This is a genomic window from Desulfobacula sp. (assembly GCF_014237455.1).
Taxonomy (GTDB): domain Bacteria; phylum Desulfobacterota; class Desulfobacteria; order Desulfobacterales; family Desulfobacteraceae; genus Desulfobacula.
In genome coordinates, this window is the sequence record NZ_JABZFL010000080.1 from 1 (window position 1) to 12,326 (window position 12,326).

12 protein-coding genes and 1 pseudogene are annotated in these 12,326 nt (G+C 41.5%); 7 read left to right on the top strand and 6 right to left on the bottom strand.

The window, feature by feature from the left end; genetic code table 11:
• The coding region (locus HGJ91_RS11710; protein ID WP_291347945.1) for a retention module-containing protein at nucleotides 1–1,262 on the bottom strand (1,262 nt) is incomplete at its 3' end.
• A 792-nt stretch (nucleotides 1,263–2,054) separates the two neighbouring features.
• On the opposite strand from HGJ91_RS11710, the gene HGJ91_RS11715 reads away from it, so the two are divergent.
• The 6 genes from HGJ91_RS11715 to HGJ91_RS11740 all read left to right on the top strand — a co-directional run bounded on the left by HGJ91_RS11715 (nucleotide 2,055) and on the right by HGJ91_RS11740 (nucleotide 8,348).
• Nucleotides 2,055–2,732, top strand: a complete 678-nt coding sequence (locus HGJ91_RS11715; protein ID WP_291347946.1) for a tetratricopeptide repeat protein — start codon at nucleotides 2,055–2,057, stop codon at nucleotides 2,730–2,732.
• Nucleotides 2,732–3,871, top strand: coding sequence for a hypothetical protein (locus HGJ91_RS11720; RefSeq protein WP_291347947.1), 1,140 nt, complete (start codon nucleotides 2,732–2,734; stop codon nucleotides 3,869–3,871). Before HGJ91_RS11715 ends, HGJ91_RS11720 begins: the two co-directional genes overlap by 1 nt.
• Nucleotides 3,872–4,066: 195 nt before the next feature.
• Nucleotides 4,067–5,392: a dissimilatory-type sulfite reductase subunit alpha gene (gene dsrA, locus HGJ91_RS11725; protein WP_291347948.1), complete on the top strand. Its 1,326-nt coding sequence runs from the start codon at nucleotides 4,067–4,069 to the stop codon at nucleotides 5,390–5,392.
• A 15-nt stretch (nucleotides 5,393–5,407) separates the two neighbouring features.
• The gene (gene dsrB / locus HGJ91_RS11730; protein WP_367142602.1) at nucleotides 5,408–6,556 is read left to right on the top strand and encodes a dissimilatory-type sulfite reductase subunit beta; all 1,149 of its coding nucleotides are present in this window, start codon (nucleotides 5,408–5,410) and stop codon (nucleotides 6,554–6,556) included.
• Between the two features lie 91 nt (nucleotides 6,557–6,647).
• Nucleotides 6,648–6,905 (top strand): dissimilatory sulfite reductase D family protein, encoded by a 258-nt coding sequence (locus HGJ91_RS11735; RefSeq protein WP_291347950.1) that lies wholly within the window; start codon nucleotides 6,648–6,650, stop codon nucleotides 6,903–6,905.
• Nucleotides 6,906–6,932: 27 nt separating this feature from the next.
• On the top strand, nucleotides 6,933–8,348 hold the full coding sequence (locus tag HGJ91_RS11740; protein ID WP_291347951.1) for a cobyrinate a,c-diamide synthase: 1,416 nt from the start codon (nucleotides 6,933–6,935) through the stop codon (nucleotides 8,346–8,348).
• A gap of 72 nt (nucleotides 8,349–8,420) precedes the next feature.
• Here the strand turns inward: HGJ91_RS11740 and HGJ91_RS11745 are convergent, their stop codons facing one another.
• From HGJ91_RS11745 to HGJ91_RS11755, 3 genes are all read right to left on the bottom strand, one after another.
• Nucleotides 8,421–8,903, bottom strand: coding sequence for a cytochrome c3 family protein (locus tag HGJ91_RS11745; protein WP_291347952.1), 483 nt, complete (start codon nucleotides 8,901–8,903; stop codon nucleotides 8,421–8,423).
• A 151-nt stretch (nucleotides 8,904–9,054) separates the two neighbouring features.
• A complete protein-coding gene (tatC, locus tag HGJ91_RS11750; RefSeq protein WP_291347953.1) occupies nucleotides 9,055–9,858 on the bottom strand; it encodes a twin-arginine translocase subunit TatC in 804 nt (267 codons plus the stop codon).
• Nucleotides 9,859–9,861: 3 nt separating this feature from the next.
• Nucleotides 9,862–10,227, bottom strand: a complete 366-nt coding sequence (locus HGJ91_RS11755) for a twin-arginine translocase TatA/TatE family subunit (RefSeq protein ID WP_291347954.1) — start codon at nucleotides 10,225–10,227, stop codon at nucleotides 9,862–9,864.
• Between the two features lie 246 nt (nucleotides 10,228–10,473).
• Between HGJ91_RS11755 and HGJ91_RS16550 the strand changes: the two are divergent.
• A pseudogene (locus HGJ91_RS16550) lies at nucleotides 10,474–10,548 on the top strand (phosphotransferase); the annotation flags it as partial.
• A 50-nt stretch (nucleotides 10,549–10,598) separates the two neighbouring features.
• On the opposite strand, the gene HGJ91_RS11760 reads toward HGJ91_RS16550, so the two are convergent.
• Together HGJ91_RS11760 and thiS are read right to left on the bottom strand one after the other, a co-directional pair.
• The gene (locus HGJ91_RS11760; RefSeq protein WP_291347955.1) at nucleotides 10,599–12,023 is read right to left on the bottom strand and encodes a DEAD/DEAH box helicase; all 1,425 of its coding nucleotides are present in this window, start codon (nucleotides 12,021–12,023) and stop codon (nucleotides 10,599–10,601) included.
• 105 nt (nucleotides 12,024–12,128) lie between these two features.
• Nucleotides 12,129–12,326, bottom strand: coding sequence for a sulfur carrier protein ThiS (gene thiS / locus HGJ91_RS11765; RefSeq protein ID WP_291347956.1), 198 nt, complete (start codon nucleotides 12,324–12,326; stop codon nucleotides 12,129–12,131).

Genomic DNA, 12,326 nt, shown 5'->3' on the forward strand with positions numbered 1-12,326 from the left:
AGATTAACGGTAACGGTTGTGTCAGAATCACTTATAGCATCCTGAGTAACAACAAAGTTAACCGTATCGCCTTCGGTTACACCACCGACATCCGCCTCTGCGACAGCGATATGAACCTGCGGCTCTGCATCATTGTCTAAGATCGTTCCAATACCCTGTCCGTCTGCGATGGTGGCGTTTGCAGGGTTGGTCAGGTTCATCTGAAAGGTTTCAGTAGGCTCTGCAATGTCATCATCGGTTATATCAACTGTGATTGTGGTTGTTGTTGAACCGGCAGTTATGGTTCCCGTACCAGATACAGCGGTATAATCCGAACCGTCTAAGGCTGTCACGTCAGCACTTGCATAATCAAAGGTCACATCCTGTGAACTTGGATTACTCAAGGTGACTGTAAATGTCATGGTTCCGGCATCTTCGTTCACTGTCTGATCATCAATGGTTAGGGTGGGCAGTTCAGGTTCGTCATTATCCAGAATGGTTCCAATACCCTGTCCGTCTGCGATGGTGGCGTTTGCAGGGTTGGTCAGGTTCATCTGAAAGGTTTCAGTTGGCTCTGCAATGTCATCATCGGTTATATCAACTGTGATGGTGGTTGTTGTTGAACCGGCAGTTATGGTTCCCGTACCAGATACAGCGGTATAATCCGAACCGTCTAAGGCTGTCACGTCAGCACTTGCATAGTCAAAGGTTACATCCTGTGAACTTGGATTGCTCAATGTGACTGTAAATGTCATGGTTCCGGCATCTTCATTTACAGTCTGATCATCAATGGTTAGGATGGGTAGAATTTCAACAATCTCTTCGGGTTCGATTTCACCGGTCTCTTCGGGTATGACTTCTTCGGGCAAGGCATATTCAGTGCCGAACAGGTAACTGCCGACTTCCCCTCTTGCCTGATCCCCTGGAAGGTATGCAAGATCGTAATCATGGGCTTCATCTTCTTCGCCTGCGGCTGTAGCTTCTTCATCTCCGATTTCTTCGCCGGCTTCCAATGCGGCCTGTAGGCTCTCCACTTCACTGACCACTGCATCACGGGCGTCAACTACGCCGGTGACGGATTCATCAATGAGGACCTGAGCATTTTCAGACAGGTTGATTGTTTTTCCGTTGTCCAGTTCAATGGTGACCCGGGAGCCGTTGGATGTTACAATCAGTTCATTTTCATAAACCATGTCCCCGACGTTAAGTTCTCTAACCTGCCCTGTGGATGTCTGGGCGCTTACCGAACCTGAAATTGCTTTTATGCTTCCTGCTTGTGCCATGATTGGCCTCCAAAAATTTTATATTATTGATAAAGTAATGGCAATTAAACTATTATATTATCCGTTATTATAGTCATCCGGATAAAAAAAGATATTGTACCAAGGTCTAATTTTAAATATTTTCACTCACCCGTGCCGATCCAGGCTGTCTTATCCGTTCTAGTGCCTGAATAATTTTTGAAAGTTTTCAAAGACCTTTCATTGAACGGCAAAAATTCACTCGTTCCTCACTCAAACAATTTGCTATGCTGGTTGGTAGAAGGCTGATTGCCTTACGGGAGCGTTATGGATCCTTGCTTACAAAATCTTGATGGCTTGCGCGTTAAGACCGCCTGGTGTTTGAGCGCCTATGAGAAAGTAAGTCAATAAAAAATAGTTATCCATTAACAAAAAAAATGTTTTTTTGCTTACGGTCTCCTCCTGCTGGTCATCAGTAAACATGTTTTTTCTTACCCAATTAAATCAATTAACACATTTGAGGTTCTACCTCAAAGGAGACCATCTTTCTCATTTTATCGAGGAATGAGTGAGTTCAGGCGGTTAGCGCAAGACATCTTAGAGATTGTTGCAATGGCCATCCAGCGGACGTAAGGTGATCAGCCTGTGACAAACGTGGAGTAATTCAGTTTGGAACATGAGCAGATTAAGGGATATTTCTTATGGCAAATATCCAGTTGTTTTTGAATGGGTCTTGACACAAAGTCGTGTCGGAAATAGTATATTAAGGTTAAAATCAAGGATTTGAAACGGCTGTAAATATTAAAGCTGTAAATATTAAAAAGGATATGAATAATGACAGATGTTGATCAGGGGAAAAATCTTCCAAAAGATGCAGATGAGTATATTGCAAAATTAAAAACCGCGCTTGTTCATAATGATGAATGCGGTACAACCCATTACAATCTTGGGGTAGCCCTTATGGGAAAGCAGGAGTTTGTTGAGGCTGAAAAGGCACTCCATGATGCTATCGACCGCAGCCCGTCGCTTGCTGAGGCCTATGTCCTTTTAGGCGGTATCTGTCTTCAGAGAAATGATTTTGAAGGGTGCTACCGGTTCAACCAGAACGCCACAAAAGCAAGAGCCGGTTTTGCAGAAGGATATGCCAACATGGCATTTGTCCTGCTTCAGCTGATTGACGGCAAAGATCCCAAGGAAGATGAAGAAAAAATGGATAAGGCCATAAAAAATCTTAAAAAAGCCATTATTCATAATAAAAATTTTGTTCAGGCCTTTGCCACCCTGGGGACGGCGTATTTTATGAAAGGGCTTGTAAAAGAAGGGATCAAGGCAAATCTTGAGGCCATTAAAGTGCAGCCTGAATTCCCGGTGGCCCATAATAATCTTGCCGTGGGCTATCTTGAAATCAATGAATTTGACAAAGCCATTGCCCATTGTGATAAAGCTGAAGAATTAGGCTTTCAAGTGGCTCAGAAGCTGAAAGACGAGCTTGCGCCGCACAGAAAGGCATAATGCAGTCCCGTCTTTTCCGGTTTTTTATATCGGGTGAAGAAAAAGAGATTTTCCCTGGCTCTCGATTATGGAAATTTGCCTTGTCAGGGAAAAACACCGAAGATTTTGTTCTAACGATCGGGGATTATTTTTCAGCCGCCCGGCAATTTTTATTAAAAAATGATGTTGCACTATTGAAATCAGGTCTTGAATCTGTTTTCAATGCACCTGTTCAAACGGATCAGATCAGTAAAATTGTGGTTTTTCTTGAAAAGCACGGTGCTTTATATCACCCTTTAAAAATTCAGGTTGCTGTCAGTGAGAGCCAAACCTGTTCTTTTGTCCTGAATGGTGCGGTGTCAAATCCGGGCCTGTCTTTGATTGGAAATGAGCATGACCTGATATCCCGGTTGAATCAGGCGTATTCAAAACACTATCTTCCCCGGGTCTTTGGGATTGATTTCATAAAAACAGACAACGGCAGGGTCGGGTTTTTTTTAGGGGAATGGTTTGACGGCTACAAAGAATTCCATGTTACTGAAAACCAGGATAGAAGACAAATTGTCATATGGGAAGCTGACGGCAGCTGCCACTATATCCTGGAAACAGACGCGCTTGACATTTATCAGGAAATCTCCCGGATTTTGACGTATTATTATGATCTTGAAACCTTTGAGCAGATTTTTCCCTGGCATCATGCTGCCGGAGATTTTATTGTCAGGCAGGAGGGAGGCAGCACACATGTCCGGCTGATTACGGTGAGAGGATATGCTTCTTTAACTGAATTTGCCGATGGAGAAGCAGATAAAAAAGTGCATATCCTGCCATCCCTGATGTTTTTCTTTTTGAATCTGACCTTAAGAATGCGCCTTGATCGGTTGAATGGCACAGGAAAGACAGTGATGCTCGGCGAAGGGGTAATAAAGGCAACTATTGAAGGTTTTTTAAAAGGTTTGGATGAAAAATCCACAGCGTATGATTTTGGAGATTTAAGATCAGTTTTTATTGAGTTCTTTTGGCAATTCAAGTTGGAACAGATCATTGGAATTATGGAAAATATTTTAGAATCCTGTCATCCTGAGTCATCTGAAATTAATTTATTAGAACAACATCTTGAATCTCATTGCAGGATTCTGCAGTCAATTTTCAAAAACTTGTAAAAAAAACCTTTTTTATTGACAAGTTGAAACCAAAATTTTATATCTGCAATGTTATTTTGCTTAAGTTGTTCCTAAGAAAAATATGGCGGTTTTATAACCCTTTGGAATAACGATAGATTAGACTATTGAATGAAAAGTTTGAGAACTTTTTCATTATTGATTGAATGTAAATTAACTTTTAACGGAGGTAAGTAAATGGCTAAACATGAGACTCCTTTACTGGACCAGCTGGAAACTGGCCCATGGCCGAGTTTTGTCTCTGATCTGAAACAACAGGCTGAAGTCAGAGCCAAGAATGAAGAAGGTGTTGAATTCCAGATCCCCCAGGATTGTGTAGACGATCTTTTGGGAGTTTTGGAGCTTTCTTACAAGCATGGTAGAACTCACTGGAAACACGGTGGAATCGTAGGTGTTTTTGGTTATGGCGGCGGTGTTATCGGAAGATATTGTGACCAGCCCAAGATGTTCCCCGGTGTTGAACATTTCCATACAATGCGTGTAGCCCAGCCTGCTGGTAAATACTATACAACTGATTATCTCAAAAAACTTACAAAACTTTGGGATTTCAGAGGTTCCGGTGTTACCAATATGCATGGCGCAACCGGTGATATCATTCTTCTGGGTACCACCACTCCTCAGCTTGAAGAAGTATTCTGGACAATGACGCATGATTATAATCAGGATCTTGGCGGGTCAGGCTCCAACCTGAGAACACCTGCTGACTGTCTGGGTCAGTCCAGATGTGAATATGCCTGTTATGATTCCCAGGCATTGTGTCACTTTTTGACTAACGAATACCAGGATGAGCTTCATCGCCCGGCCTTCCCCTATAAATTCAAATTTAAATTTGATGCATGTCCGAACTGCTGTGTTGCTTCTATTGCACGGTCTGACATGTCTTTTATCGGTACCTGGAAGGACGATATCCGTATTGATCAGGATGCCGTTAATAAATATGTTGAAAATGATACGGCTTATCCTTCCAACGCAGGTGCACATAAAGGCCGCGACTGGGGACCGTTTGACATTGAAAAAGAAGTGGTTGCTCTGTGCCCCACAGACTGCATGAAGTTTGAAAATAAAAAATTGACCATTGATACTCCAAATTGTACCCGTTGCATGCATTGTATCAATGTAATGCCAAGAGCCCTTAAAATCGGTAAAGATACAGGTTGTTCCATTCTTTGCGGTGCCAAGGCGCCTATTCTTGATGGTGCCCAGATGGGGTCTTTACTTGTACCATTTGTCGAAGTTAATGCTGACAATGATTATGAAAAAATTACAGAAGTCATTGAAAATATTTGGGACTGGTGGATGGAAGAAGGTAAAAACCGTGAAAGACTTGGTGAACTGATCATGCGTCAGGGATTCCAGAAACTTCTTGAAGTAACTGGAATTGAAGCAGTGCCGCAGCATGTTTCATATCCGAGAAGTAATCCATACATCTTCTGGAAAGAGGATGAGGTTGAAGGCGGTTGGGACCGTGACGTTGAAGAATACAGAAAACACCATCTTAGATAGAAAGGGAGAATTATAATGGCATTTATTTCTACTGGTTATAATCCAGCAAAACCGATGGAAAATAGAATCTCAGACATCGGTCCTAGAGACTATAATGAGTTTTATCCTCCTGTGATTGCTAAAAATAAAGGCAAATGGTCTCACCATGAAATTCTTGAACCGGGTGTACTGGTTCATGTGGGTGAATCAGGAGACGAAGTATATACAGTAAGAGTTGGCGGCTGTCGTTTGATGAGTACCACTCATATTAATGAAATCTGTGAAATTGCTGATAAACATTGTGACGGGCATGTTCGTTTTACCACCCGTAATAATATCGAGTTCATGGTTGATTCAAAAGATAAGCTAGAGCCCCTGAAAAACGATCTGGCCTCCAGAAAATTTGAAGGCGGTTCTACTAAATTTCCCATTGGCGGCACCGGAGCCGGTGTGACCAATATCGTTCATACCCAGGGCTGGATTCACTGCCACACTCCGGCAACAGATGCCTCGGGTACTGTAAAAGCCACCATGGATGAGCTGTTTGATGAGTTCACGGATATGAAACTTCCTGCACATCTCAGAGTTTCCATGGCCTGCTGCCTGAACATGTGCGGCGCGGTTCATTGTTCTGATATTGCCATCCTGGGATATCACAGAAAACCGCCTATGCTGGATCATGAATATCTTGATAAATATTGTGAAATTCCTCTGGCGGTTGCAGCCTGTCCGACTGCAGCAATTAAACCTTCCAAGATTAAACTTCCCGATGGTACGGAAGTTAAATCTGTTGCTGTTAAAGATGAAAGATGCATGTATTGTGGTAACTGCTATACTATGTGTCCTTCCATGCCTCTGGCTGATACAGAAGGTGATGGTATTGTTCTCATGGCGGGTGGCAAGGTTTCCAACAGAATTTCCGAACCTAAATTCTCTAAAGTTGTTGTGGGTTTTATTCCCAATGAAATGCCAAGATGGCCATCCATGACAAAGACCATCAGGACTATGGTTAACGCATATTCCAATGGTGCTAACAAGTATGAACGTCTGGGTGAATGGGCTGAGAGAATCGGATGGGAAAAATTCTTTGAGGCTTGTGAACTTGAGTTTACCCATCATCTCATTGATGATTTCCGTCAGCAGGCATACATGAGCTGGCGTCAGACAAGTCAGTTCAAATTCTAATAAGAGTTTGACCATACCTGTTTTTAAAATTGTTTAAGCCGGAGTGTAGTTGCACTCCGGCTGACACATTTCATTTCAAAGGAGTATGACAATGAGTGAACTTCTTGACAATAAAGAAGCTGCAACCAAAGCAGTGGTGGATTGGATGACAAAAAAATCCAAGACCAAAACCAAGTTTTATTTCAAAGATTTCTATAAAGTTTTCCCGGATGACAAACCCAGATTAATTAAAAAAGTTATCACTAAAATGGTTCAGGACGAAGTGCTTGAATACTGGTCTTCCGGAAGTACAACCATGTATGGGCTCAAAGGCGGTGGTATCCAACACTCGTCTGAAGGCGAAGAATAAGAATTAAGATAAGTTCTATATTTATCCATGCAAAAGGGTGGTAAAAAGATTCCGGGAATAGTCATTGCCGGCCTTAGTGGTGGATCAGGCAAGACGATCATCTCTTTAGGGATTACTGCCGCATGGAAAGAAAAAGGCTTTAAGGTCTCTTCATTTAAAAAGGGACCTGACTATATTGACGCCGGCTGGCTTTCAAAGGCAGCCGGTCTTCCTTGCTATAATCTTGACACTTTTCTATGCCCTCCTCCAATTGTTAAACAATCCTATCAGGAACATTCAAAACATTGCGATATTGCTGTTATTGAAGGCAATCGGGGCCTTTATGACGGTATTGATACCGACGGCTCCACTTCGACCGCCGAACTTGCAAAGCTTTTAAATTTGCCGATTCTACTGGTTCTGGACTGTACCAAAAGTACCCGTACAATGGCAGCATTGCTTATGGGATGCATGAAGTTTGATCCTGAAATTAAAATTTGTGGTGTTATCCTCAACCGGATAGCCGGCAAAAGACATGAAGGAAAGGTGAGTGCAAATATAGAGAAATTTTGTAATATCCCTGTTTTCGGAGCTGTTCCAAAATTAAAGGCCAAAGATTTCCCTGAAAGACACATGGGATTGGTTACGTCTGAGGAACACACCTTTTCTGATCAGGCCATCAAGGCCACTTTAAAAGTTGCCAAAGACACCATTGATTTAGATGACCTCTATAAAACGGTAACCGGTGAAGACTATAGGACTGAGTCCGAAACTATCAGTCAAATCAATTTTTCAGAAGCGACACCGGCCAAACCTGAACCGGTTACAATTGGAATCGTAAGAGATTCGGCGTTTCAATTTTATTATCCCGACAATATTGACGCATTAAAAAATCTGGGCGCTGACATTGTTTTTATCAGTCCTTTGATAGAAGAGAGCATACCCACTGTTCACGCCATCTATATGGGAGGCGGTTTCCCTGAAACCCATGCGCCACAGCTTGCCAAGAATAAAGCCTTCCGGGAAAATTTAAGAAACTTATCTCAAAACGGGCTCCCCATTTATGCGGAATGCGGGGGGCTCATATTCTTAGGTCAAAGTATCCGGTTGAATGACAGGGAATATCCCATGTCCGGGATCCTCCCTATCAAATTCGGGCTGTCCAAACGGCCACAGGGTCATGGATATACCAAGGTGGAAGTTGTCAATGAAAACCCGTTTTTTAAAAAGGGTGAGGTTTTAAAGGGCCATGAATTCAGGTATTCCAGTATTCTGAATATTGATTACCAGGATCATGAAATGGCCTTTAAAATGGAACGGGGCAAAGGTATCCTTGATAAAAAGGACGGTTTTTTTAAAAATAATACCTTTGGAACTTATACTCATATTCATGCCCTGGGCAGCCCTTCCTGGGCATCTTCCCTGGTCAAAAAAGCAAGAGCATTCAAAGCCGCGCAAGCCTGATTCCATAAAAAAAGAGGCTTTCCATATTCTGGAAAACCTCTTTTAAACTGAAATAATATTTTTATGAAACGATTATTTTTTTGCCTTTAAATGACATTTAGTGCAGGAAGCAGGCGCAGGGCCTTTCTTTCCTTTAGGATCGCCAGCTTTTATGTTGACCTCTTTATGGCAATCAATGCAATTTCCATGCATGGCGGTTTCAAGAACCATGATGTCTTTTTTCGCCTTTTTTTCGCCTTTCTTCTTTTTTGGTTTTGCCATTTTTGTATGACATTCAACACATTTCTGGACGTCATCCCCTATTTTAAGGTCATTTAAGGGTTTGTTGTCCGCATCATGATGGCAGTCACCGCAGGAAATTTTATACTCTACATTGTGTTTCATGTGGGTGAATACTATGAATTTTGTTTTGGGTGGTTTTTTTGTTCGTTTTTTGTATTGATTGTAGTCCATTGTAATTGTGTCAGGAACATCTGTCCCGGCATAAAGACCTGTCGCGACAAAAATCACAGCAAGACCTGCCGTCAAAAGCAGAGTCAGTAATTTTTTGTTCATAATTTGTTTTACTCCTTTAATAATTAACAATTTATTTTGCCTTTTTACCAGCGGTATTTCCATACCCCCGATTGTTTCCTTAATATTTTACTTAAGTTTTTACACCCAAGACAATTGAAAAGTCAATACTAAAAACTTGTTCGGTTTATGACTAATCCTCTTGATTTTCTGTGTCTGCCTGTGATTTGATATCTGGGTCCTCTTCCGGGTCATCATCAATTTCTTCATCCTTTTTTTTCCCGAATATTTTAGCGCCGATAATGCTGATTTCATAAAGAAGCATCAAGGGCAGGGCCATCATAATCTGGGTGACGACATCCGGTGGTGTGATAAGCGCTGCGCCAACAAAAAACAATAATAGAGCATATTTTCTGTTCTTTTTTAAAAATGGTACGGTGACAAGTCCCATTCTGGCCATAAACGTTAACACCAGCGGCAGTTCAAAAACAAAGCCGAATGCCAGGAGCATCTTTGAAGCAAAAGAGAGATATTCCTTCATGGATGGCATGGCATGGATGGTTTGATTGGCAAATCCTAAAAAGAATTTAAATCCGTATGGGAAAACAATGAAATATCCAAAGGAAGAGCCAAGAGCAAAGAAGAAAACAGAGAGGAATACAATGGGTAAAAAGTATTTTTTTTCAGCCCTGTAAAGGCCGGGAGATACAAACATCCAGAATTCATAAAAAAGGACCGGGGTGGCCAGAATAATTCCAGTGAGCAGGGCGACTTTAAGGTAAGTAAAAAACGCTTCGGGAAGTCCTGTGAAAATCATCTGAGCGTTTCCATTTTCACCCATGGCAGTGACAAGGGGGGCTGTCAGAATTTCAAATAATTTCTCTTTAAAAAAATAAGCGGCCACAAAGCCAATGCCAACGGCAATAAAGGAACGGACCAGCCTGTCTCGCAGTTCTCCTAAATGCTCTGTAAAAGGGCTTTTTTCTTCTTTGTTCATATGTTAATCGGTTTTATCCGGTTCTTTGTCTACAGGAGTATCGTCTGTATTATTATCCGGAACTTCTTTGCTATGGCCATCCTGTGAGTCCTGCGAGCTGGAATCTTCCCTGGAAGTGGCAGTTGTTTCATCTTTAATATTAGCGTCTTTTATAATTTCCTTAAGATCTGTTTCAGGGTCTGCAATATCCTTAATATCTTTAACAGTGGTTTCCACATCAATGCTGCGTTTAAAATCCTGGGCCGATCGTTTGAACTCTCCCAGGGCGCGACCTAATGTTTTGGCCAGTTCCGGCAGCTTTTTAGGCCCTATGACAATGAGTGCTATGGCCAGAATCATTAAAATTTCAGGCATTCCAAGACCAAACATTTTTTATTTTAACTCCTTTAATGGAAATTACTGATTAACAGGACTGTAGTTTTACACTGAATGCTTACTTAGTGTCAAGAAAGGATAAATAGTCAGTCATCATAATACTTGATCAAACGGGTTTTATTCGGTATGACGAACCTGGAAAAATCGGAGAACCTTAAGATCATACTCTCAACCATTGAACAAATTCTATATGCTTTTACTTTTGGTGTGCAGGGGTGTGAATACAAGGACCTGGTTCATATGGTGATTCATTGTGATTTTCATCCCGGGAATTTAAAATTTCAAAATAATGCCATAACCGGGTTGTTTGATTTTGACTGGTCAAAGGTTGATGCCCGCTGTTTTGATGTTGCCCTTGCCATAACTTATTTTTGCCTGTACCTGTCGGGCTTTCGTTTTCCCCTGAACGGTTTCCTTTTTTTATACTTTGGTTTTGAACAATATTTTTTCTTTGGCTTGGGAAGGGGTTTGTCCAATTCCTCAGACGGATATTCACATTCAATTTTATTTCCCAGCATCTCTTCGATTTTAGGGATAAAAAAAGAACTCATTTCATCAGCGAAACTGATGGATATCCCTGTTGCGCCGGCCCTTCCGGTTCTACCGATTCTATGGATATAGTGTTCAGGCTCATGGGGAAGATCATAGTTGATAACATGGCTGATATCTTCAACATGTAATCCGCGGGCAGCGACATCTGTTGCAACTAAAAGGTTGATTCTGCCAAGTTTAAAATTATTTAAGACTTTAAACCGTTTGTCCTGTGAGATATCCCCCGAGAGCACACTGCATTTCTGACCGTATCTTTCAAATTTTGTTGACAGGATTCTTGCGGTATCTTTACGGTTCACAAATAAAAGGACGCGTTTTAACTGTTCATTATTGATCAGGTTATAGACATGTTTAAATTTGTCTTTTTCAGTTGAAATATAGATGATCTGATGAATACTGTCGGCGGCAGCCTGCTCAGGATCTATTTCTATTTGAACCGCGCTATGGGTTGTCCAGCTTTCTGCCAGCCTTAAAACATCCGATGTTAAAGTGGCAGAAAAGAACAGGGTTTGTCGCTTGTTTTTATGGGGTGTTTTTAAAATGATTCTGCGGACATCCGGAATAAATCCCATATCCAGCATGCGATCCGCTTCGTCTATGACAACAATTTCAACCTTGGAGAGGTTGATCAATTTCTTATTCATGAAATCTATGAGCCGGCCGGGTGTTGCAACAATGATATCAACGGGTCTTTCTCTCAGCATGATCTGTTGCTGTTTATAGCCGGTTCCGCCAAAGATGGATAGAATTCTTAAATTGGTATACTTGGCAAGTTCCTTGAAATCCTTTTCAATCTGATAAACAAGCTCCCTTGTGGGTGCGAGGATTAACGCTCTTGGGGCTCCCTTCCTGTTTTTAAAAGCTTTTTTTATAAATGCTGTTAAAATAGTGATAATAAAGCTGGCACTTTTACCTGTGCCTGTCTGGGCCTTGGCAGTGGCATCCTTTCCTTCCAGCGTATGGGACAAAAGTTTTGCCTGTATAGGGGTGCAATAGTTGAATTTTAAATCTGAAATAGCATGCATGACACTCAATGGCAGATCAAAGTCGTGAAATCTTGTTTCCCCTTCTTTGGGTTCCACAGCAAAATCATTGATGGACCATTTTTTCTTCTCAGGCTTTGGGCGGCGGCTTTTTTGTGTTTTTGCTTTGGGCCTGGAAGGGGGTGGGACAAAAGATGATTCTGTCTGGTGCTTTTTGTTAAAAAGCGTTTTTAAAAATAGAAAAAATTGTTTCAATCGTATCTTTCTTTTATGGGTTAGAATGTTAACTGCCTGTCTGTTACCAGTGGTTTTTAACAGACAGGCAGGTATTTGTGAAGTTAAAATTGTTAAAAAATGATTTTATCCTCCGGCAACCAGAGGCAATATTTGAATTTTTGAGTTGTCCGGGATCTTTGTTTCAGCAAATTTGGGGCTTGAAACAAGCTTGCCGTTTAAACGGACAACCGAACAGAATTCAACATTGTCAAGAGTTTCTAAAAGAGATGCCATGGTCATATTTTCAGACCATGGCAGTGGTTTTTCATCAACTTCTATCAA